The sequence below is a fragment of the Micrococcaceae bacterium Sec5.7 genome (assembly GCA_039636785.1).
Taxonomy (GTDB): domain Bacteria; phylum Actinomycetota; class Actinomycetes; order Actinomycetales; family Micrococcaceae; genus Arthrobacter.
Map to the genome: position 1 here is coordinate 2640364 of CP144169.1, position 22246 is coordinate 2662609.

At 63.9% G+C, this 22246-nt stretch carries 23 protein-coding genes; 8 read left to right on the top strand and 15 right to left on the bottom strand.

Going from position 1 to position 22246, the window contains the following annotated elements; translation table 11 throughout:
• Window positions 1-7 precede the first annotated feature (7 nt).
• The 9 genes from V3C33_12545 to V3C33_12585 form a co-directional block, all read right to left on the bottom strand.
• Complete coding sequence (locus V3C33_12545; GenBank protein ID XAS66325.1) at window positions 8-862, bottom strand: polyphosphate kinase 2 family protein; 855 nt, start codon at window positions 860-862, stop codon at window positions 8-10.
• A 51-nt stretch (window positions 863-913) separates the two neighbouring features.
• Complete coding sequence (locus tag V3C33_12550; protein XAS66326.1) at window positions 914-2134, bottom strand: pyridoxal phosphate-dependent aminotransferase; 1221 nt, start codon at window positions 2132-2134, stop codon at window positions 914-916.
• Between the two features lie 172 nt (window positions 2135-2306).
• Window positions 2307-3263, bottom strand: coding sequence for an ABC transporter substrate-binding protein (locus V3C33_12555; GenBank protein ID XAS66327.1), 957 nt, complete (start codon window positions 3261-3263; stop codon window positions 2307-2309).
• A complete protein-coding gene (locus tag V3C33_12560) occupies window positions 3260-4003 on the bottom strand; it encodes an ABC transporter permease (GenBank protein ID XAS66328.1) in 744 nt (247 codons plus the stop codon). Before V3C33_12560 ends, V3C33_12555 begins: the two co-directional genes overlap by 4 nt.
• Window positions 4000-4713 carry an ABC transporter permease gene (locus V3C33_12565; GenBank protein XAS66329.1) on the bottom strand — a complete coding sequence of 238 codons (714 nt, stop codon included), beginning with the start codon at window positions 4711-4713 and terminating at the stop codon, window positions 4000-4002. Before V3C33_12565 ends, V3C33_12560 begins: the two co-directional genes overlap by 4 nt.
• Complete coding sequence (locus V3C33_12570) at window positions 4713-5813, bottom strand: ATP-binding cassette domain-containing protein (protein XAS66330.1); 1101 nt, start codon at window positions 5811-5813, stop codon at window positions 4713-4715. Before V3C33_12570 ends, V3C33_12565 begins: the two co-directional genes overlap by 1 nt.
• Before the next feature lie 266 nt (window positions 5814-6079).
• Complete coding sequence (gene rsgA, locus V3C33_12575) at window positions 6080-7183, bottom strand: ribosome small subunit-dependent GTPase A (protein XAS69734.1); 1104 nt, start codon at window positions 7181-7183, stop codon at window positions 6080-6082.
• 293 nt (window positions 7184-7476) lie between these two features.
• Window positions 7477-7929 carry an NUDIX hydrolase gene (locus tag V3C33_12580; GenBank protein XAS66331.1) on the bottom strand — a complete coding sequence of 151 codons (453 nt, stop codon included), beginning with the start codon at window positions 7927-7929 and terminating at the stop codon, window positions 7477-7479.
• A 101-nt stretch (window positions 7930-8030) separates the two neighbouring features.
• A complete protein-coding gene (locus tag V3C33_12585) occupies window positions 8031-9824 on the bottom strand; it encodes a beta-galactosidase family protein (protein ID XAS66332.1) in 1794 nt (597 codons plus the stop codon).
• Between the two features lie 61 nt (window positions 9825-9885).
• Between V3C33_12585 and V3C33_12590 the strand changes: the two genes are divergently transcribed.
• Entirely contained in the window at window positions 9886-10914 is a 1029-nt protein-coding gene (locus tag V3C33_12590; GenBank protein XAS66333.1) for a pirin family protein, read from the top strand.
• Between the two features lie 47 nt (window positions 10915-10961).
• Here V3C33_12590 and V3C33_12595 read toward each other — a convergent pair whose 3' ends face one another.
• On the bottom strand, window positions 10962-11903 hold the full coding sequence (locus tag V3C33_12595) for a BadF/BadG/BcrA/BcrD ATPase family protein (GenBank protein ID XAS66334.1): 942 nt from the start codon (window positions 11901-11903) through the stop codon (window positions 10962-10964).
• A gap of 36 nt (window positions 11904-11939) precedes the next feature.
• On the opposite strand from V3C33_12595, the gene V3C33_12600 reads away from it, so the two are divergent.
• Window positions 11940-12971: a nitronate monooxygenase gene (locus V3C33_12600; protein XAS66335.1), complete on the top strand. Its 1032-nt coding sequence runs from the start codon at window positions 11940-11942 to the stop codon at window positions 12969-12971.
• On the opposite strand, the gene V3C33_12605 is transcribed toward V3C33_12600, so the two are convergent.
• Window positions 12946-13932, bottom strand: coding sequence for a LysR family transcriptional regulator (locus V3C33_12605; GenBank protein ID XAS66336.1), 987 nt, complete (start codon window positions 13930-13932; stop codon window positions 12946-12948). The two genes, V3C33_12600 and V3C33_12605, sit on opposite strands and share 26 nt — an antisense overlap.
• A gap of 102 nt (window positions 13933-14034) precedes the next feature.
• Between V3C33_12605 and V3C33_12610 the strand changes: the two genes are divergently transcribed.
• Window positions 14035-15297: an MFS transporter gene (locus tag V3C33_12610; GenBank protein XAS66337.1), complete on the top strand. Its 1263-nt coding sequence runs from the start codon at window positions 14035-14037 to the stop codon at window positions 15295-15297.
• 57 nt (window positions 15298-15354) lie between these two features.
• Here the strand turns inward: V3C33_12610 and V3C33_12615 are convergent, their stop codons facing one another.
• Window positions 15355-16518: a PLP-dependent aspartate aminotransferase family protein gene (locus tag V3C33_12615; protein XAS66338.1), complete on the bottom strand. Its 1164-nt coding sequence runs from the start codon at window positions 16516-16518 to the stop codon at window positions 15355-15357.
• 133 nt (window positions 16519-16651) lie between these two features.
• Between V3C33_12615 and V3C33_12620 the strand changes: the two genes are divergently transcribed.
• Window positions 16652-17158 carry an Lrp/AsnC family transcriptional regulator gene (locus tag V3C33_12620; protein XAS66339.1) on the top strand — a complete coding sequence of 169 codons (507 nt, stop codon included), beginning with the start codon at window positions 16652-16654 and terminating at the stop codon, window positions 17156-17158.
• Between the two features lie 4 nt (window positions 17159-17162).
• Here the strand turns inward: V3C33_12620 and V3C33_12625 are convergent, their stop codons facing one another.
• The 3 genes from V3C33_12625 to V3C33_12635 all read right to left on the bottom strand — a co-directional run bounded on the left by V3C33_12625 (window position 17163) and on the right by V3C33_12635 (window position 19484).
• Window positions 17163-17402 (bottom strand): 2-nitropropane dioxygenase, encoded by a 240-nt coding sequence (locus V3C33_12625; GenBank protein ID XAS66340.1) that lies wholly within the window; start codon window positions 17400-17402, stop codon window positions 17163-17165.
• Window positions 17399-18106 carry a helix-turn-helix domain-containing protein gene (locus V3C33_12630; protein XAS66341.1) on the bottom strand — a complete coding sequence of 236 codons (708 nt, stop codon included), beginning with the start codon at window positions 18104-18106 and terminating at the stop codon, window positions 17399-17401. The genes V3C33_12625 and V3C33_12630 overlap by 4 nt, the downstream gene beginning before the upstream one ends.
• Before the next feature lie 142 nt (window positions 18107-18248).
• The gene (locus tag V3C33_12635) at window positions 18249-19484 is read right to left on the bottom strand and encodes an MFS transporter (protein XAS66342.1); all 1236 of its coding nucleotides are present in this window, start codon (window positions 19482-19484) and stop codon (window positions 18249-18251) included.
• A 153-nt stretch (window positions 19485-19637) separates the two neighbouring features.
• Between V3C33_12635 and V3C33_12640 the strand changes: the two genes are divergently transcribed.
• The 4 genes from V3C33_12640 to zapE are packed head-to-tail and all read left to right on the top strand — an operon-like array spanning window position 19638 to window position 22240.
• Window positions 19638-20153: an Lrp/AsnC family transcriptional regulator gene (locus tag V3C33_12640; GenBank protein ID XAS66343.1), complete on the top strand. Its 516-nt coding sequence runs from the start codon at window positions 19638-19640 to the stop codon at window positions 20151-20153.
• A 48-nt stretch (window positions 20154-20201) separates the two neighbouring features.
• A complete protein-coding gene (locus V3C33_12645; protein ID XAS66344.1) occupies window positions 20202-20627 on the top strand; it encodes a DUF1761 domain-containing protein in 426 nt (141 codons plus the stop codon).
• A 26-nt stretch (window positions 20628-20653) separates the two neighbouring features.
• A complete protein-coding gene (gene corA / locus V3C33_12650) occupies window positions 20654-21649 on the top strand; it encodes a magnesium/cobalt transporter CorA (protein ID XAS66345.1) in 996 nt (331 codons plus the stop codon).
• Window positions 21650-21652: 3 nt separating this feature from the next.
• Window positions 21653-22240 (top strand): AFG1/ZapE family ATPase, encoded by a 588-nt coding sequence (gene zapE / locus V3C33_12655; protein XAS66346.1) that lies wholly within the window; start codon window positions 21653-21655, stop codon window positions 22238-22240.
• The last annotated feature ends 6 nt before the right edge of the window (window positions 22241-22246 follow it).

Genomic DNA, 22246 nt, shown 5'->3' on the forward strand with positions numbered 1-22246 from the left:
GGCGGGTTCAGGACTTGTCCACCAGGCGGCGCTCCGCGGCAACATCGAACTCCGCTTTGGGCCATTCAAGCTTCAGCCCTTCCATTGCTCCAAGCACCAGCTGCTGAACGGCGATCCTTGCATACCATTTTTTGTCGGCCGGAACCACGTGCCACGGAGCCAGAGCAGTGCTCGTGTTGTCGAACACGGCCTGATAGGCGGCCATGTAGTCGTCCCAGAAGGCGCGCTCCTTAAGATCCCCGCTGCTGTACTTCCAATGTTTCGCCGGATCGTCGAGCCGCGTAAGCAGCCGATCCCTCTGTGCGTCGCGGCTGATGTTGAGCATGACCTTGACTATCCTGGTTCCCGAATCCGTCAGCCGCCCTTCAAAGTCATTGATCGCTCCGTAGCGCCGCTTCAGCTCATCCGGCGATGCCCAGCTGTGAACACGGTGGATGAGGACGTCCTCATACTGGGAACGGTCAAAGACGCCCACCATGCCTGCCGCAGGGACTTCCCTTTCAATCCGCCACAGGAAGTCGTAGGACTTTTCTACGTCCGTGGGCGCTTTGAATGCCTTCAACTGGACGCCCTGCGGATCCATCGCTCCCATAACGTGGCGCACAATTCCGCCCTTACCCGCCGTATCCATGGCCTGCAGGATCAGCAGGATGCGTTTGTTTCCGCCGAACTTGGCTTCAGCGAACAGCTTCTCCTGGAGTCCCGCCAGCTTGCCGTCGAGATCCGCCAGAAGTGTCTCGCCGTCGGCCTTTTTCCCGTTGTAGCCGGGCGTTGAGTCAGGATCCACGTCGGCAAGGCTGAACCCCTTCCCCACCTTCAAGGTTTCAGAAGGACGCGTCTCGAATTCCACGATGCTGCCCATCAGGATCCTCTTTCTGCAGTCGCCGCGTGCCAAGGGGCACGTCTCAACAGGCTAGTTGCCCTGGTACCTGCTGAGGAAGTCCGCCATGCGGCCAATTGCTTCCTCGATGTCCTTGACGTTGGGCAGGGTAACCATGCGGAAGTGGTCGGGACGGACCCAGTTGAAGGCGCGGCCGTGTGAGACCAGGATCTTCTGTTCCCGCAGCAGATCGAGAACAAATTTCTCATCGTCACGGATGTGGAAGAACTCAGGGTCCAGCTTGGGAAACAGGTACAGCGCCCCCCGTGCCTGCTGCGTGCTGACACCTGGAATGGCGTTGAGCAGATCGTAGGCCATGTTCCGCTGCTCCAGCAGCCGCCCGCCGGGAAGGATCAGATCATTGATGCTCTGATATCCGCCCAGTGCAGTCTGGATGGCGTGCTGTGCCGGCACGTTGGCGCACAGTCGCATATTGGCCAGCAGGCTGATGCCCTCAAGGTAGTCGGAAGCATCCTTTTTCGGGCCGGAGATGGCCATCCAGCCGGCGCGGTAGCCGCACACCCTGTATGCCTTGGAGAGCCCGCTGAAGGTCAGGCACAGGACATGGTCGCCGGTGAGGCTGGCCATGTTCACGTGCACGGCGTCCTCGTACAGGATCTTCTCGTAGATCTCGTCGGCAAAGAGCACCAGCCCGTGCTTTTCCGCGAGTGCCACGATCTTCTTGAGCGTGGCCTCCGGGTAGACCGCTCCGGTGGGATTATTCGGGTTGATGACCACGATCCCTTTGGTCCGCGGTGTGATCTTCGATTCCAGGTCCTCGAGATCCGGCTGCCAGCCCGACTCCTCATCGCACAGGTAATGGACGGGTTTTCCGCTGGCAAGAGCAACGGAGGCGGTCCACAGCGGATAGTCCGGCGTAGGGATGAGCACTTCATCGCCGTCGTCAAGCAGAGCCATGAGGGACATAGTGATGAGTTCGCTGACGCCGTTGCCCAGGTAAATATCGTCAACGTGGATGTTCTGGATCCCGCGCGTCTGGTAGTACTGCGAGACCGCGGTACGGGCGGAGAAGATGCCCCGGGAGTCGCTGTAACCCTGGGCATGCGGCAGGTGGCGGATCATGTCCACCAGGATGGCGTCCGGCGCTTCGAACCCAAACGGCGCAGGATTTCCGATATTCAGTTTGAGGATGCGGTGACCCTCCGCCTCCATCTGCTGGGCGGCCTGAAGAATCGGTCCACGGATGTCGTAAAGGACGTTATGAAGCTTGGTGGACTGCTTGAATTCTGCCATTCATCAAATATGCCATAGGGAGGATGTACTTCCGCTGAGACTTGTCTCACATGGCGTTTCCAGGCTGCCTGCGCATCCGCTGCCTGCATGCTGCCGGAAATGCGCGACGGCGGCGGGCGGACCCGTAAGTCCGGCAGCCGCCGTCGTGCCTCATTCCGAAGGGATTCGAAGACTACTTGACGATGCCCTTGTCCTTGAGCCAGGCAGCCGCTGCGTCCTTTGCATTCTGCTTCTGGCTGCCGCTGACTGCGCGGTTGAGATTGACCAGATCTTCTGTAGTCAGGATCTTGGAAACCGCGTTCAGTGCTTCCTTGGCTGTGTCCGTCATCTTGGCCTTGTTGTAGAGCGGCAGCACCTGCTGGGCCTTGAAGTTGTTTTTAGGGTCGTCAAGAACCACCAGATCGTTGTCCGCGATGGAGGGGGTGGTGGTGTAGATGTCAGCCACCTGGACGTCGTTCTTCAGGAGGGCCTGGAGCGTCAGGTTCCCGCCGCCGTCGCTGAACGGCTGGAGGGCCTTGAGCACGCAGCCGTAGTTCTTCTTCAGCCCGGGGAAGCCATAGGCCCGGGTTTCAAACGTGGCCGGCGCCGCCATGGTCAGGTCCTTGCAGACCTTGGCCAGGTCCTCGACGGACTTCAGCTGGTACTTTTCGGCGGTTGCCTTGGTGACCACCATGGCATCTTTCGACTCGGCCTTGGCCGCTTCAAGCACGCCCAGGCCCTCCGGGAGCTTGTCCGGCAGCGCCTTGAAGATGTCTTCCGCGGCGACTTCGGGGGCTTCCGCGTCCACATGGGACAGCAGATTTCCGGAGTAGTCCGGAACCAGATCAATGGAACCGTCCTGAACGGCCTTGAAATAGATCTCGCGCGATCCGATGTTGGGCTTGGTGGTGGCGGTCACCCCGGCTGCGGTGAGGGCGCCGGCATAGATCTCGGCCACGATCTGGCTCTCCGGGAAGTCGGCCGAACCAACAACAAGGGAACCGCCCGCTGCGCCCGTGGTGGAACCGGTGGTCGATGTGGACAGCGGGTTGCCGCCGCCGCAGGCGCTCAGCGCCATGATGATGCCGACTCCCGCGGCCAGGCCGCCCAGTCCGCGGCGGGTGATCGTAGTGGGGACAGGGTGCTTCATGGGGTGCCTCCTTGAACGACAGCCACGGGTTTCGCGGCTGTGAGATCGTCAGTGGCCTTTTGGCCACCGTTGGGATCGTTGGAAAGTCCGGGTGAAACGAACAGCCTCTGCACACCGGCAAGGATCAGATCCACTGCGATGGCGAGGGCAGCGATGAGGAGGGACCCCGCCAGCATCCGGGGGAAGTCCTGCAGGACTAGACCGTCGAAGAGGTAGCGCCCCAGCCCGCCGAGCGGCAGATAGGCCACGACGGACACAGTTGCAATGACCTGCAGGATGGCGGTCCGGATGCCGCCGAACATCACCTGCAGGCCGTTGGGTACTTCCACCAGGAACAGGATCTGGAGTTCGGTCATACCCACGGCCCTCGCGGCGTCCACAACCGTGCGGTCCACGCTGGAGATGCCGGCGTATGTGCCCGCCAGAAGCGGGGGGACAGTCAGGATCACCAAGGCCCAGACTGGAGGCATAATGCCACTGCCTGCGAGCAGCGCAAACAGCACCAGCAGGCCAAGCGTGGGCAGCGCACGCAGGGCACCGGCAACGGCCACTGCCACGACCCGTCCGCGCCCCGTGTGCCCGATGTACAGTCCCACCGGAACCGCGATGGCCCCGGCAATCACCAGGACCAGCCCGCTGTACTGCAGATGTTCCGCCAGCCGGACGGGGATTCCGGAACTGCCGGACCAGTGCGCCGGATCGGCGATCCAGGCGAAGGTGTCAGTGAAGATGTTGCTCATGCGCCGCCCCCCGCGTGGATCCGGGCCTCGGCGATGAATTCCGCGCCGGACTTTTGGGCCGGCTTCGACGGCGTCGCTGACACCCGCGTCCACGGAGTCAGGAGCCGCTCGAGCACGACCAACAGTGAGTCCATCAGCAACGCGAGCAGCAGAATGGCGACAATGCCAACCACGACTTCGGTAATAAACGTCCGCTGTAGACCGTCGGTAAACAGCATTCCCAGATTCCCGACGCCGAGCAGCGCGGCAACACTCACCAGCGAGATGTTGCTGACGGATACCACCCGGAGCCCGGCAAACAGCACGGGCAATGAAAGAGGCAAATCAATCTGCAGGAAACGGGCCGCGGGTCTGTACCCCATGGCCACTGCCGCCTGCCGGAGGTTCTCATCCACCGAGTCAAAAGCGTCCATGGCGGCACGGACCAGCAGCGCCACGGCATAGATGGTCAGCGCCACAATCACATTGACGGGATCCAGGATCCTGGTGCCAAGGATCGAAGGCAGGATGATAAAAAGTGCCAGCGAGGGGATGGTGTACAACAAAGAGCTGGCGGTGACCACCACAGAACGGAGGGTGGCGTTCCTACGGGCAAACTGAGCCAGCGGAACGGAGATCAGCAGTCCCAAAACCATGGGGATCAATGCCAGGGCAAGGTGTTGGCCGGCCCTCTCGAAGACCATGCCGCTGTTGGACAGCAACCATTCCATCAGAAGGCACCCTGCCGGACCTTGCGGGCCGATTCGATCAAGGCAAGGACCTCGGCTGCCCGGATAACACCGGCTACCCTTCCTTCGTGGTCCACGGCAACGCCCAGGCCTGACGGCGAGGACAGCGCAGCATCCAGTGCACGGCGAAGGCTTTCGCCCTGCCGGAAAAGGGACCCGCCGGGAATAAGTCCGGTATCCGTGCCCGGACTTGCCCAGCCGAGCGGGCGGGTGCCGGCGTCCACTACGAGCTGCCAGTCGTTTGCCGCCGCCGGGTCCGCAACAGCACCGTTCTCCCCCCTGATGATTGTGGGCACCGGATGGACGGCGACGCCGTCGGACGCCGTGAACCCAAGGTGACGGAAGCCCCGGTCCCTGCCCACAAACGATGCTACAAAATCATTGGCCGGCGCCCGGAGGATTTCCTCCGGGGTGGCGTACTGCGCGAGCTTTCCCCCGACGGCAAACACGGCCACTTTGTCGCCCAGGACGGTGGCCTCATCAATATCGTGCGTGACAAAAACGATGGTCTTGGCCAGATCACGCTGCAGCCGGAGCAGTTCCTGCTGCAGTTCGTCGCGCACCACGGGGTCAACGGCGCTGAAGGGTTCGTCCATCAGCAACACGGGCGGATCGGCGGCGAGCGCACGCGCCACGCCCACCCTCTGCTGCTGCCCGCCGGAAAGCTGGGAGGGGTACCGTTTGCCGAGCACGGAAGCAAGCCCGACGACGTCGAGCAGCTCTTCAGCGCGCTTGCGGGCTTCCGCTTTGGAGGCGCCGTTCAGGCGCGGCACGGTTGCGATGTTGTCCAGCACTGAACGGTGCGGCATCAGTCCGGAGGACTGCATGACGTAGCCCATGGACCGGCGGAGCCCGGCGGCAGGCTCGGAGGTGACGTCCTTGCCGCCCACCGTGATGGTGCCGGAGGTCGGCTCAACCATCCGGTTTATCATCCGCAATGATGTGGTCTTTCCACAGCCCGATGGCCCCACAAAAACCGTAATGGAGCCCTTGTCAATGGACATGCTCAACTGATCCACGGCCGGCAGCCCGCTCTGGTACTGCTTGGTGACGCTCCGGAATTCAATCATTGCATCAGCCATTCCCGGGCTTACCTTACTGTTGGGCTGCAACTTCGGACGATCAAGCGAACTGATCATAAGCACGCTGATTTTTCACTGTAAAGCGTGTCTTGACTTAGCGTAACCAAAGCCCGCGGCAAAGGAACCGCAGACGTGGCAACCGTAATCATTCGGAAACACCCGCGGTCCGGATGGGCGGACAGCTGCGGATTCGGAATTCTTGTCCGGATACGGCCGCATTCGGGCCATCTAAGCGGCCGTATCCGGACAAGAACTTCACGGGTGGGTCAGCGTTTCCGCCGCTTCCCGTGCCTGTCCTCAGCGCGTTCGGCGGTGGTCCGTTGGGCGGAGCGCTGGCTCCTGCTCGCCACCGCCACCTTCTGGTGCCACTCCCGCTGGTACTCCCTGCGGGCTGCAGCATCGTGCTTACGGTTCAAGGCCGCGAGTTCGCGCTGCAGCTTCAAATAGCTGGACCAGCGCCGCGTGCCCAGGGATTCGTCGGCGAGCGCCGCCTGCACCGCGCAGCCAGGCTCCTGATCATGTGCACAATCTGAAAAGCGGCATTGGCCGAACAGCTCTTCCAGATCCCCGAACATCTCCCCCATGCCGTCGTCGGCATCAAAGAGCCCGAACCCACGCACGCCGGGGGTGTCCATCAGCACCCCACCGCCAGGAAGAGGTACCAGTTCGCGTGATGTGGTGGTGTGCTTGCCCTTGCCGTCGCCCGCCCTGACACCACCGGTTTCCTGTACGTCGTAGCCCACCAGTGCATTGATGAGGGTGGACTTGCCAGCACCGGACGGGCCAAGAAGCACCAGCGTCCCGCCAGGTGGAAGGTGCCGCAGCAGCTCGTCGAGGCCGTCCCCCTGCTCGGCCGAGGTGGTGACCACGTCCACGCCCGCCGCCTGCAGGATCACCTGCCCGACGACGTCGTCCGCTATGTCAGCCAGATCCGCCTTGGTGATGATCACCAGAGGCGTTGCGCCCGAATCCCAGGCGGCGACCAGCGTGCGTTCGAGTCTGTTGTGTGTGAGCGGCCGGTCCACCGGGACCACGACACCCACCACATCAATGTTGGCCCCCAGGACCTGGGCTTCGGATGATGCCCCGAAGGCACGCTTGCGGCTCAGTTTCGACTGCCGCGGCAGCACACCCACAATCTCGCGGTCGCCGGCCCGGTTGGGCCCCAGCCACACCCAGTCCCCCGTTGCCGGGACGTCGGCGGCGAGCGGGTAGCTCAGATGGAGGACTTCGTCCGCGGCGGCGACGAGCAAGCGGCTGCGGTCGACACGGACCACCCGGCCCGGGGTTTCGCCGTTGCGGACCGGGTTGGCGGCGAAGAATTCAGCTGTGGCATGGGTGTAGCCGTAGTGGACGGGGCCCGCCGGCACAGCGCCGGACCGCGCAGGGAGCCGGGCTTCGGAAAGGATTTGTGCGTCGGGAAAGGCGGTCAGCGATTGACCGGAAAGTATTTTCACTGTGAAACCTCTGATGAGGCCCCGCGGCACCGTCTAGCGGGTGCGGAGAACCGGGGCAGGAGTAATGATGTGGTTTTTGCTGATGCGCTGAGCGCGCAGGGATATTGCAATCATCATTTCCACCTCCCCGTTCCCTTGATGCCGGCGCATTGCCCGGCGGCTTCATCCAGAATAGCCAGCCTTCCACCGGCCTGGCTAGCGAAATTTCAGGAAAGTTTGCCGTTGACCGGCCGCTCGCTGTGGAGCCGGAGCGCCGCGTCCACGAGGGATACCCGGTTCAGCCCCTCAACATCGCTGAGCGTTATCCAGGCGGCGTGGGTGGTGCTGCCGTCCACCTCATGGCTCAGTTCGCCCCCGGTGACGGTGGCCTCATAAACGAGACGCAGTGACTGGAGGGCCCGGTCCCCTCCGTCGAGGCGGGTGCCGGCCGGCCAATGGCCGACGTCGATTCCCAGCAAGGGGCCGATCTCGGCGTGGTATCCCGTCTCCTCAAAGATCTCCCGCCTGCATCCGTCCACCGGGTGCTCGGCAAGATCCAGGCCGCCGCCAGGCAGCGTCCAGCCCTCTTTGCCGTCCTGCTTCCAGTACGCCAGGAGGATGGCTCCATCGCGGATGATGACGCCGTAGGCAGCGGGACGGGTATCGAATTGCACACTCATGGAAACAGCGTAACGCTGAGGATGCTGCCCGGGGACGGCCCCCGGTCGGGAACTCCACCGCGGGGCTGCAGTTCAACAGCCGGCTGCAGGTCAGCGCCGGATTACAGCCCGGCAGCTGCCGCCGGGCCCTTTTCCACCGGCCCAAGATGGGCTTCCTTTCGGAGTTCGACGGCGGTGCCTGACTTTTCGAGCTCCAGCACCTTGATGGAATTGGCGCCCTTACGGATCAGCGGCGCCGGGACATACAGCGTGACCTGCGGCCCGATGCTCCAGTAGCGTCCCAACAGGAAGCCGTTGATCCAGACAAACCCCTTGCCGAAACCGGGGAGTGCCAGATATGTATCGGCCGGAGCCTCGGCCTGGAACTCTGCGGACGCGAGCCTACCGAGCTCCGCATCGCCCCACTCGGTGAGCGCCACCGGAGTCTGCGTCCAGTGGAACGTATATCGCTGGTTGACCAGGACACCGCCCAGGATCCCCTTGCCGTGACCGGTGAGGGGGCCGTAGTTGATCCGGCCCTGGTTCTCCACCAGGATCTCCAGCTTTACGGACACACCGGTGCCGGTGACCTTCAGCCCCTCAGCCGCATTGACGTCGTCGAGGATCCCGGCAAACTCACCGTCCACCCAGATGTGCGCACGGTCGTTCAGGCCTAAGATCCGCAGCGGCGTTTCCGCCGGCTTGTCCGGCAGCCCCGGCAGTATGGCTGCGGCTGAGTAGAGCACCATGCCGGCGTCCAGGCCCAGCTGCTCGAAGGACAGCGGTTTGACACTGGCGACCGGCTCGCCGGCCTCGCGGACCATGTCAAGGAGCCCGGTTCCCTGGGTCACGGGCAGCGTCTGAGCCTGCAGCACCGCTGCCGGCTCAAGAAGCTCCGGCGCCAGTTCCGGCAGTTCGTCGAGGCCCTGGGCTCGGAAGAATTCCGCCCGGAGTGCATGGAACTTCGGTGTCAGGGCACCGTTTTCCGCGATCGGGGCGTCGGAGTCGTAGCTGGTCACCGTGGGCTGGAGTTTCTTGCCGTCGTGGTTGCTTCCGGACCACAGCCCGAAGTTGGTGCCGCCGTGCGCCATGTAGATGCACACGGATCCGTCCAGGTCCAGGATTTTGCGGGTTTCACCGGCGGCTTCCGCAACATCGCGTACATGGTGGTGCTCGGTCCAGTGGTCGAACCAGCCGCCCCAGAATTCCACATTGAAAAAGGGTTCGCCCGGCCTGCGGCGCTGCCAGGTGGCCACGGCTTCGTCGCCGCGGCTGCCCAGCGTGGCCGTAGCCCACGTGCCTTCGATGGCGCCGCCGTCGAGGAAGTAGTCGTTGCCGCCGTCGGCCGTGAAGAGCAGTTCGGTGATACCGCGTTCCTCGAGGACCCTGCGGTTCCAGCGGATGTAGTCGTGATCATCGCCGTAGCTGCCGTATTCGTTCTCGATCTGCACGGCCACCACCGGGCCGCCGTCGGGTGTCTGGCGGCTGGCGATGATGGGCAACAGCACGTCAAACCAATCTTCGACGGCGGAGGTGAAAACAGGATCAAGGCATCGCAGGCCGATTCCCGGAATCCCCGTCAGCCAGGCAGGGAACCCGCCGTTATCCCACTCGGCACAGATGTACGGGCCCGGACGGACGATGACGTCCAGCCCTTCCGCGGCGGACAGATCGATGAAGCGGCCCAGGTCCCGCCAGCCGCTGAAATCCGGTGTCTGGTCCTGCCGGGGCTGGTGGAAATTCCACGCAACGTAGGTGTCCACTGTATTGGCACCCATCGCCTTGAGCCTCGCGAGCCTGTCCTGCCACTGGTCCGGATGCACCCGGAAATAGTGGATGGCGCCCGCCAGGATCCGGTGCGGTTCACCGGCACGGAAAAGGGCGGACTCGTGGTAGCTCAGGATCGCTTCAGGCATGTGATCCACGCTACAACGTTTCACTATGTCCCAGAAACGCACAAAGTCTTACAGTGGGACTGTGACGAATCTGGAAGCCAGTCCGCAGCAGGAAGTCTGTCCGCCCGGAAGCCCGGAAGGCCGTGCTGGAACCGGCCCTTGCCTGCAGCTCTGGCCGGAACGCGAAGTTCCGCTGGGCGGCGTGCGGGGAATGACAGTCTTCCGCACGCTGCCACAGCGCGGCCTGCCGACTGTGGGCGCCTGGTGTTTCCTGGACAGCTTCGGCCCGGACCGCGTGGCCATGTCCGTCCTGCCGCACCCGCACACCGGGCTGCAGACCGTCACGTGGCCGCTCGTCGGCAACGTCCGGCACCGCGACAGCGTGGGCAGCGACGTGGTGGTGCGGCCCGGCGAGCTGAACATCATGACTGCCGGCAACGGCGTCTCGCATTCCGAGTTTGCGGTATTGCCCGGACAGCCCGACGGCGATGCGCCCATTCCGGTGCAGCGCGGCCTGCAGCTCTGGGTGGCGTTGCCGGACGGAGAACGCAACAGGCCACCGGCTTTTGAACAGCACCGCGAGCTGCCCACCGTCAGCGGCGAGGGGTTCACCGCAACCGTGATGGTGGGCGGATTCGCCGGAGCCACTTCACCGGCAACCATGTACTCCCCCGTTGTCGGCGCCGACATCGCTTGCGACGGTCCGGCACGGCTTCCGCTGAACCACAGATTCGAGCACGCTGTCCTGGTGCTCGACGGCGGCCTGACGCTGGATGGGGAGGAAGTCCTCCCGGGGCCGCTGGGCTACCTGGGAACAGGCCGCTCGTCGCTGGATTTTGAGGCCCTTCCCGGGACGCGGTTCATCCTGATCGGCGGGGAACCGTTCCGGGAGGAGCTGCTGATGTGGTGGAACTTTGTGGGCCGCACCCACGATGAAGTGGCCCAGGCACGCGAGGATTGGGAAGCACAGGCCGGGCTGGAAGACTCGCCAGCCGCGGCCGCGCGTTTTGGCCTGGTCAAGGGCCACGGGCCCGACGCCGGTGCTGAAGCCGGGCGGATTCCCGCGCCGACCATGCCCGGAGTCCGGCTCAGACCCCGGACCCGCTCGTAAGAAGGGACCCGCACATAGGAAGGGACCCGCCTGGCTAAAGCCTGGCTTCAGCCCTGCTCTGCCACCAGCTGCATGACGCCGAAGACCGGCTCCTGATCCAATACCCGGACGTCGGTGATGCCCTTGTCAGCGAGGTGCGTCCGGAACGAGTCCTGCAGCCGGACCACGTTCATGCCCAGCCCGCTGCCCAGAATGACGGGCCCGTCGATGCCGAGCCTCCGGAGAGCCTGTTCCGCCAGCCCGGCCAGATCGCGGCCCGCCTGGTCCACCAGTTCCTGGCTGACCGCATGGCCCGCGTCCGCTGCCTCCACCACAAGGCGCGCCTGTTGTGCCCAATAGCGCCGGCCCGTGGCCGCGGAATGGAAGAGCGCTATGAGCTTGTTCGGATCGCCCACGCCGCATGACTCCAGAAGCGCTGTGGTGAGCTGATCGGCGTCGAGTCCTTGATTCATCCGTCGGAGGCTGTGCCGCACGGCCTCACGGCCAAGCCAGTAACCGCTGCCTTCGTCGCCCAGGAGGTAGCCCCAGCCGCCGGCCCGGGCCTCCTCTCCGCCTTCGTTCTTGCCCCACGCAGCCGAACCTGTGCCGGCAATAACGGCGACACCTGTGCTGGCGCGTCCCGCAGCCAGCAAGAGGCGCGAATCATGCACCACCGTGATTTTGGCGCCGGGGACGTGCGGTTCGATCAGGGCCGCGAGCGCGGCTGCGTCGTCGTCGGTGTCAATGCCGCCGGCGCCGGCGTATACCTGGGCAACATTGCCGCCGCCGATCTTTGCAAAAAGCTCTGCCAGATGCAGTGCTGCTTCCTCGCAGCTGACATTCTGGACATTGGAGCTTCCGGCGATTTCATCGGCGGCCACGTGTCCGTCCTCGAAACGGACTCCGCGCGTTTTGGTTCCTCCGATGTCCAGGCCGATCACCACGCCAAGGGCCGTGGCGCCGACAGACGGAACAGATGGGGCTGCCTGTGGGTTGTCAGAATTAGTCACGTGACCAGAGTACTGAGTCGTCTCAAGGAGTCAGCAATGCCGCACGCCATATTCGGTACCCGAATCATCGCCGCTCCCATGGCGGGAGGCACCTCAACGCCCGCTTACATCCAGGCCGTCCACAATGCCGGAGGCCTGGGGTTCCTTGCTGCCGGCTACAAAACGGTCCAGGGGATGGCAGAGGAAATCCAGGCAGCCCGCGCCCTGGGGGCGAGGTTCGGCATGAATGTTTTTGTGCCGGACCGTTCCCAGCTGAATCCGCCGCCGGCGGTGCGGATGCAACTGGAGGCTTATCGCTCCGCTTTGGCGGCAGACGCCAGGCGCTACCGTGTGAAGCTGCCGCCCCTGCGCCTGGATGATGATGACGCTTGGCAGGCCAAGATCGACGCTCTGCTCGAGGATCCCGTGGAACTCATCAGTTTTACATTCGGACTTCCCGGCGCCGGCATCGTTTCCGCTCTGAAGCGCGCCGGCTCAGCGGTCATCGCCACGGTCACCGGCACCGCGGAGGCAGAAATGGCCGCCGAACAGGGCATTGATGCCCTCGTAGTCCAGCACAGCAGCGCCGGCGGACACAATGGCGCTTTTCTGACCGCGGGCAGTTCAGGCACTTCACTTACGACGGCGGAGCTGGTCACCGAGGTCCGGGCCGCCGTCGGGCTTCCCCTGATTGCCGCTGGCGGCATTATGGACGCCGGCGCCGTGAAATCGATACTGGCTGCCGGCGCGGAAGCGGCACAGCTCGGAACCGCTCTCCTCCGAACCGATGAAAGCGGCGCCCGGCAGCTGCACAAGGACGCATTGGCAGACCCCGCCTTCACAAAAACGCAGCTGACCCGCGCCTTCACCGGACGCCGGGCGCGGGCCCTGGTCAATGAATTTCTCCGGGACCATGCCGATGCCCCGGAGGGGTATCCGGCTATCCATCACCTGACCGCGCCTCTGCGTGCAGCCGCTGCGGCGGCCGGGGACTCCGAGCGTCTGAACCTGTGGGCGGGCACCGGCTGGCAGAATTCGAAGGCGGGTCCTGTGGCGGAGGTAGTCAGCGGAATTGTGAGCGGGCTGTAACCAGTCCGGCCAGCAAGGCCGGGCCCTCGTTCAGCACCAGCTCGCGGAACAGACGGACCTGATCCGGCTCCGCATCCGGGCCTGTACGGCGTTCGCGCCAGGCCAGTCCTATTTCCCTGTAGGCAAGGCTCGACTCCAGCTCAATCTCCACCCATCCGAGGTTCCCGGTGTGCGGTGTGACCTGGCGCCCGGGCCCGTTGCCCCCCGGAGGCAGAATGCTCACTCCCAGCCCCGCCGACACGAGGCCGCGGACGGTATGTGAATCCTGGCTTTCGAAAGCAACGCGCGGCCTGAAACCCGCCTCGCGGAACAGCGCATCCGTCAAAGACCGCATTCCGTATCCGGAACCCAGTGCCACAAACGGGTCCTTTCGGATCTCCCGGATCCGGACACTCCGCCGGCCGGCCAGTGGGTGTTCGTGGTGCACCACCAGGCGCAGCGGCTCCCGGTACAGCGACGCGGACGCGATGGTCCGGCTGGCCGGGGCAACAGGTGCGGTCAGTACCATGTCCGCCACCCCCGAGGCCAGCTCCGCCAAGCAGCCATCGCGGGCACCCTGGTTGAGATCGAAGGCGGTTTCCGGATGGCGGCTGCGGAAGGCGCTGATGAGCAGTGGCACGGTTGCTTCGCCGAAGGTGTGCTGGAAGGACACCGCAATCCGGCCGCGCACCACTTCCGACTCGTGACGGACCAGATCCAGCCCGGTCCGGAACCCGGTCAACGCCGACTCAATGTACGGAAGCAGCGCCCTGGCGGCGGGCGTCAGCCGCACACCCCTGCCGTCACGGATCAGCAGCTCGGTTCCGACGATGGCGCTGGCCCTGGCCAGCGCCCGGCTCACGGTGGACTGCGGGACGCCAAGCAATTCAGCCGTTTCGGTGATGTGCTGTGTGCGCCCGAGCTCCGCAAGCAAGGGCAGGAGTGGCAACAGCTGGACCAGCTGTTTGTGTTCGGCGTCCATGTCGCTCCGCTCCCGGCTATTTTGAATCAATCCGTATTTGGCATGAATTTTACATGAATCATGCATTGGATGCATGCCTGATCGTGCGCTTACGCTGGAACCATGCCAAAGTATTCAAGACTGCCCGGCCCGGATCACCACCGGAAGCAGCCCCTGTGGGACGGCCATCCCAAGGGATCGGCCGCGTACGGAAAGATCCTGATCGGGCTGGCATTTGCCGGTGTTGCCACCTTTGCCCAGCTGTACTCCACGCAGGCCGTACTGCCCATCATCGCGTCCGACCTTGAGATCACGGCCGCCGAAGCAGCCCTGACAATCTCCCTCGCCACGGTGGGGCTTGCCGTCACGGTCATCCCCTGGTCTTTCCTCGCTGACAGGATCGGGCGGGTCCGGGCCATGACGTTGGGCATCTCAGCTGCCACGGCCTTGAGCCTCATGGTTCCCCTTACCTCCACGTTCGGCATGCTCCTGGGCCTGCGGTTGCTTGAAGGCATGGCGCTGGGTGGCATCCCGGCAATTGCGATCGCTTACCTGAACGAGGAGGTAAGCAAAGCCCATACTGCTGTGGCTGCGGGCAGCTACGTCGCCGGCACAACCCTCGGAGGACTTGCCGGCCGGCTTGTGGCGGGGCCGGTTGGCGAGCTGTGGGGCTGGCGGGCTGCAGCACTGGCCGTATCGGTGCTTGCAACCGCGGCGGCCGTGCTGTTTCTGGTGATGGTTCCGAAAGCTCGCGGCTTCACCCCAGCCAAGGCGAGCGGCCTGAAGGGTGCAGCCAGGACCCTCACGAGCCATACGCGCAACCCGCGGCTGCTGGCACTGTACATCCAGGCGTTTCTGCTGATGGGCGGCTTTGTGGCCGTGTACAACTTCCTTGGCTTCCGACTCTCCGGGGAGCCCTTCAGCCTCCCCGCCACTGTCATCAGCCTGATTTTCCTGGCCTACCTGTCGTGGACGGTCTCCTCGCGCTGGGCAGCCGGCCTCACCCTGCGCTTCGGGCGGCGGAACATCCTGTTGGCAGGCATCGCCCTGATGATCGTCGGACTGGCCTTTACGCTGACCCAGCTGCTGGCTCTGATCCTCGCGGGACTGCTGGTGTTCACCGGCGGATTCTTCGCCGCACACAGCATCGGCGCCGGCTGGACCGGCACCATAGCAACCACCGGCCGTGCCCAGGCTGCCTCCCTCTACAATCTGGCCTATTACCTCGGCTCCAGCATCATCGGCTGGGCAGGAGGACTGGTGTTCCAATCACTCGGATGGACGGCCCTCGCCGTGACCGTAATAGCGCTGGCATGTACGACGGCGGTGATCATCGCCGTCGTACACCCTCCATCCTTGCGGGGAATCCCAAGTAGCTCGCAGTAGATGTCGTTCAGAGGCGTCTAAACGACATCTACTGCGACCCAGTTGGGTTGGCAGTGCTCAGCGCGTGCCCTCGATCGCCTGAACCAGATCCGCCAGAATATCCGCGGCATCTTCCAATCCCACGGACAGCCTCAGCAGGCTTGCATGCGGCTTCGCCTCGGCAGCCACGGGCCTGTGCGTCAGGCCGGCGGGGTGCTGGATCAGGGTGTCGATCCCGCCAAGGGAAACTGCGTGGGTGATCAGCCGGACCGCCCCGGGGATCCGCTCGGCATGCGCGGCGCTCTCAAGCTCAAAGGACATCAGCGAGCCGGGACCGGACATCTGCGTGCCTATGAGCCCCAGCGGGTCGCACTCCGGCAGTCCCGGGTAGCGGACCGTCTTCACCAGCTCATGTTCGGCCAGAGCGGCAGCGATCTTGTGGGCGCTGGACTGCTGCGCGCGGACCCGGACCGGCAGGGTGGCAAGCCCCCGGTGCAGCAGATACGCCGGCCACGGAGTAAGGATGCCGCCCGTCACCGCACGGACCTGGCGCAGGCGGGTGGTCCAGTCCGGTGCTGCGGCGATCACCCCGCCCATGGCGTCGCCGTGGCCGCCGAGGAACTTGGTGGCGCTGTGCAGCACCATTGCGGCACCGTGCTTCATCGGTTGCTGCAGCACCGGGCTGGCAAAAGTGTTGTCCACGAGCACCGGCACACCGTCTGCTGCGGCCACCAGCCGGGCGATGTCCACCAGCTCCAGGCTGGGGTTTGCCGGCGTCTCCACAATCACCAGGCCCGTGTCGGTACGGAGTGCAGCGTGGACGCCATCCGCCGTTGCGAATGTCACCTCGGTGCCCAAAATCCCGGCCGCCAGCACGTGGTCCGTCCCGCCATACAAGGGACGGACAGCAACCACGTGTTTTTTGCCGCCGGCGACCATTGCCAGCAGCGCGGCGCTCAGCGCGGCCATCCCGGTGGCGAAGGCAACGGCCTCGGGCGTGCCCTCCAGCACCGCGACGCCGGCTTCGAACCGTGCCACCGTAGGGTTCCACAGGCGCTGGTACACCGTGCTCTGGCCTTCAAGATGGACGCCGCCGGTGGCCATCTGTTCGTAGGCCTGGCCGCCGTCGTGAACGGACGGAAGGGGTGCCGTGGTGGACAAATCGATGGGCACAGCATGGACACCCTGTTCGGTAAGTCCGTCGCGGCCGGCGTGGACTGCCAGTGAGTCGAGAGAAAGCACGGTACTCCTTATGAATTATTCACCATTGAATGCCGCAAGTATCTTGCAATAATTCGGAGATTTACAGGGCTCATGAATGGATCGGCCGGAATAGGGCGTCTAGGATGAACACAGAACACTTTGAGGAGGATCCGTGAGCAGCAGCGCGAAGAATATTCGGCCTGGATCGGTAAACAACGAGCCGCTGGATGCCATAGATGAACGGCTTCTGGCCGCCTTGGTGGACGATGCCAGGATTTCGAATAAGCAGCTGGCTGAGCTAGTGGGCATCGCGCCATCAACCGCGCTGATGCGCACCCGGGCCCTGTCCGAACGCGGGATAGTCCTGGGCTTCGAGGCGAAGCTGAGCCTGTCCGCAATCGGCCGCTCGGTGCAGGCCCTGGTGGCTGTCCGGCTCCGCGCCCACGACCGGGACCAGATCGACCGGTTCACGGCGCGTGTCCCCAAGCTCCCGGCCGTGCTCTCCACCTTCCACACCTCAGGATCAGTGGACTACCTGCTGCACATCGCCGTAGCCACCACGGAGGATCTGCGTGACTGGGTGCTGGACAACCTGGCTACAGATCCGGTGGTGGGCCACACCGAGACCACTCTGGTGTTCGACCACATCCAGGGCAACCACGGACCGCTGCCGGACTAGCCAGCTAGCGCCAGACGATCAGCCCCGAATGGGCAGCGCCCATCACACCACTGCGCAGCTCATTCAGTTCTTCACGACGGCGGATGGCGGCGTGCTGCCGTTCAGCCCACCCCTCCGGAATCACACGGCGTTGTTCGGCCCAGCGCACTAAGCCGGCTCCCACCCGGGTGGCCGCCGTTTCAAGGACGGATGGCCTGCGGTACGCGTTGCACCGCGCGGAGCGGGTGATGGTGATGGTGCTCATGGCTCTTTCCTTTCGGGTTCTTGGCCTGCTTTGCTTTCTTTGAGTGATTTGTCTGCTTTGCGTGAAGTGCGACTTCCTGCCGAAGCGGGGACGCCAAGAATGGGGAAGGCATTGAAGTGCAGCTGGACGGGCCGGGCGCCGTCCTGTTCACCTTCACACCGGATCTCCTCCAGCAGCCGGTCACCGTAGGCCTCCATGGACCGTGCGTAGCGCGCCAGCTGATCTGCGTTCATTCGTGCGTTTGCGGTGTTGACTGTGGAGGCCTGCAGCCAGTCGGCCTCCAGGGCATCGATGCCGTGGGCCATGAAGTCGGCGAGGACCGACTGTCGACTGTGTTCGAATTCCCGGCTGACCAGACGCGACGCCTCTTCCGTCGCGGGCGACGTTGCCAGCTCGGGCGAGTAGATCTGGATGGCCCCGCGGGGACGTTCCCACCAGCGTTCCCGAGCCGTCCCCTTGCCCTCCACTTCGCGGACAAAGTCGTGCTTGGCCAACTGGCGGAGGTGGTAGCTGGTGGAACCACTGGATTCATCCAGGAGCTCCCCCAGGCTGCAGGCTGTCTGGGCGCCGTAGCGGGAAAGCATCTCCAGAATCTGGACCCGCAGGGGATGTGCCAGCGCCTTGAGCGACGCGGTGTCTATCTTGCGCACGGGGAACTGAAGTTCAGCGGTGTCCGCGGAGGCATTCTGCGGTGTTGTTTCCATGGCAAAAGGCTACGCTTACAAAGAATCCTTTGCAAGGGTTTATTTGCAACGGCTTCTTTGCAATGGTTTCTTTGCAGTTACTTGATGGTGACTTGGCGCGTGCCCGCTGCTTTGCGCATGCCCGCTGCTTGGCGCGTTCCCGCTACTTTGTGAGGGCTCCACGCAGGGTGACAGCTGCGAGCGCAATGGCTGCCGCTCCGCAGAGCACCACAAATCCGGTGACCGAAGCCTGCAGGCCATATGCCGCCGTCGCAAATCCCAAGCCAACCACCGGAAGCGCGCTTCCGAGGTAGGTGATGACGTATACGGTGCTGATGATCTGCGCGTGGTGTGATGCCTCCACCTTCCCGGCCACGTCGTTGAACACCGTCCGGAACGCAACTCCCTGGCCCAGACCGGCCGCAACGCTCGCCGCGATCAGCAGGAAGGGGTTGCTCCAGGCCGCAGCCGCGGCGATGAGGAGGACCGAAACAGCCAGCACGGCCAGCCCCACGGGGACCACCAACCTGCCCCGGACAGCCAGCAGCTGGCTCAGCGCTGAAGCTCCGAGTGTCAGTCCGGCCAGCACACCGATCAGGGGCCGGGAGTCCGCCTGGACTATCTGCGCAAAGTAGCCGGGTGCCAGAGACAGGCAAAAGCCAAAGACGGTAAAGCTCAGAAATCCGACGGCGGCAGCCAGCCAGAATGCGCCCCGTGCCTCCCTGGACACGGATGGCCGGCGCGGCGCCAGCGCCGTCAGCGGTCGCAGGCCGGCGGCAGGCCTAATGGCGGGCCGGGCCTTGAGCAGGTAGAGAGGCACGAGCAATGCCACCAGGATCACGGAATGCACGTAATAGGGCGCTGACGTGGGGCCGGGAAGGAGGGAAAGCACGCCGCCGATTGCCGGCCCCGCAGCCACTCCCCCGGCGGAGGCCAGCAGCGTGAACCGCGAGGCCCACTCTGGACGGGCGGGCAGCAGTTCCCGCAGGGCCGCGGAACTGGCGCCTGTTGCCAGTGCAACTCCCACACCCTGCAGGGCGCGGCCGGCTGAAAGCATCAGCAGGTTGTCCGCGTTGGCGAAAACGAATCCTCCGGTGAGGCCCACCAGTACGGCGAGCAGCAGTGCCGCACGGCGTCCGATGTGGTCCGACCAGTGGCCCGCCAGCATCAGCGTGGACACCAGGGCCACAACGTAGGTGGCGAAGGCAACGGTGATGCCGAGCGTGGTGATGCCCAGTTTCGCCTGAAGCAGCGGGTAGAGGGGTGTGGCGAGATTCGCCCCCACGAGGAGCGAGAAGATCACTGCTCCGGCCATAACCAGCCGTGCCGTAGTGGATGCATCCCAACCCCGGCGCCCGGCGGTGGCCGGGCGCATGCGGAGTTCGCTGAAGACAGTCATGTCCGTGCCTTTGCCTGAAATTCCGGGGCGCCGGTCCTTGTAGGACGGGCTCTCCGGACGAAAGATTGATATCTACAGACTGCGGCATGAATGCTCTATCCAACAGAAATTCATGTCAAGATTGATCAAAAGAGTCAATGATCCCATGTCTGAATGAACCGGAGTGACGATTTGAACAGTCTCGATTCCACCGACCTGAAGATCCTGCTGGAACTCATCCGCGATCCCCGGATCCAGATCGGCGAACTAAGCGATGCTCTGGGCATTGCCCGGAACACGGCACAGTCGCGGGTGCGCCGGATGCTCCGCTCCGGTCTGCTCCACGACGGCGGACGCGAGATTGATCTCGAGGCAGTGGGTTACGACGTCGTCGCCTTCGTAACGATCGAAGTAACCCACCGCGAACTCGACGGCGTTGTGGGTGCCCTGCGTCTGATCGCTCAGGTTCTCGAGGTCCATGAGATCTCCGGCCGGGGCGACGTCTGGTGCCGCGTTGTTGCCACCGATACGCACAATCTCCAGGCGGCCCTGCGGTCGATTCTCCGGGTCAAGGGCGTGATCCGCACCGAGACCGTGCTGGCACTCCACACCCATATTCCTTACCGGACCGAACCGCTGATCAGCCGGCTCGCCACCGCCGGAACGGCCCGGTCAACACGTTCAAAGTAAGCGCGGTTGAGCCGCGGTATCGCCGGCCGGGAGGACTAGGATTCGAGCATGGACTGGCTCTCATTTATTTCGCAGATCAACTGGCTGGCCGTACTTCTGGCCTTTGTTTCCAGCATGGCAATCGGCTTTGTCTGGTACATGCCAGCCGTGCTTGGAACCAAGTGGATGGCGGCAATAGGCAAGACCGAAGAAGACCTCAGGAACATTGGCGGAGGCGCTGGTATCTGGATTCCCATGATGGTTGCGGCCGCCCTCACCGCCATTCTGCTGGCGGTGCTCATCAGCAAGCTCGAACTGGACAGCGCAGTGGCCGGCGGCTGGTTCGCACTGGTTCTGGCTGTTGTGTTCCGGGCCGGCGGCCACGTTATCCACAACGGCTTTGCCGGACGTCCTGTTGCCGTGACCCTCATTGATTCGGGTCATGACCTCGTTGCCATGACGGTGGCCGGTGCCATCATCGGAGCCATGTCCTAAGCCCGCACGACGGAGATCTTTGCCTTATGACCATCATTGATAACGCGGTCTACGTTGACGGCGTCCGCAGTGCCGAGCCGGAGAGCCTCGAGCAGACCTTCGAGACCCTTTCCCGGCATGGCGGAATGGCGTGGATCGGGCTGTACAGGCCAACCGCAACCGAGATGGCCGCCGTCGCGAGCGAGTTCGGGCTGCACTCGCTTGCCGTGGAGGATGCGATTTCAGCCCATCAGCGGCCCAAGCTGGAACGCTACGACGACAACCTCTTCACTGTGCTCCGGCCGGCACGCTATCTGGACGACACTGAAACCGTGGAGTTCGGCGAGCTGCACATCTTCACCGGCAGGAATTTCGTGGTGACGATCCGGCACGCGGAAACCGCCGGCGTTGCGCAAGTCCGGCACAGGCTGGAAAGCCGCCCGGATCTGCTCTGCCATGGCCCGGAGGCAGTCCTGTACGCACTCCTGGACCAGGTGGTGGATGATTACGCGCCGGTGGTGGCAGGGCTTGAAAATGATATCGACGAAATTGAGGACCAGCTCTTCAGCGGCGACTCCACGGTGTCCCGACGGATCTATGAGCTGGCCCGCGAAGTCATCCAGTTCCAGCGCGCCATCCATCCCCTACCGGAAATGATGGAACTCCTCAAGCGCGGGTTCGAAAAATACGGTGTGGACGTGGAGCTACGGCGCAGCCTCCGTGACGTGGAGGACCACGTCAAACATGTCATCTCCCGGGCTAATTCATTCCGCGAACTGCTACAGAACGCCCTCACCTTGGACGGGACGCTGACGGCGAACCGGCAGAATGAGGCCAGCGCGGAGCAAAACGAACAGGTCAAGAAGATCTCTTCCTGGGCTGCCATTTTCTTCGCGCCGTCCTTTGTGGCGGGGGTGTACGGCATGAACTTCGACCATATGCCGGAGCTGCACTGGGGACTCGGCTATCCCATGGCCATCGGTCTTATGGCCGGAACAGCCACATTGATGTATACGATATTCAAGAGGAAAGGCTGGCTGTAGCTGATGGACCCCGGGGAGATCAAGGGAGCCCCTGGCTTCCGGCAGAACCCGGCTCCGGAAGCGGCCGCCGACACAGGGCATGCTGGATTCCTCCTCGGCCGCGTCATCAGCCCCGGTTCAGCCCTTCAGCTGGGCGCGTACGGCCTGTTCCCGCCGTCGTCCGTCCAACAGCGGATCCTGACGCCGACTACCCAACCGCTGACCGCCAAAAGTGCCGGCGGCGAACTCCTGTGGATGAGTTTCGCAGAACTCTGCGGTGGCCTGGCTTCCACGGCGGACTACCTCGCGTTGGCCGCGGAGTACAGGACATGGGTGATCGACGATGTTCCTTCACCGGCTGTTGAGTCTTCCGCCGGCACCGCATCTGCATGGCAGCGTTTCAGCAACATGGTGGATGTGGTCTACGACCAGGACATCACTCTGTTCCTGATAGGCATAGGCCCGCTGGACTGGGATGCTGCGGCGTCCGGCCCCACGGGAAGTCGCCCGACGTCACCCGCGGACATGGCCCGGGTCGCCCACACATTGTCCCTGCTCGCACGGGTTCAATCAGCTGACGAGCGTTCCACCGAGGAGATGTCAGGAAGCTAAGCGAAG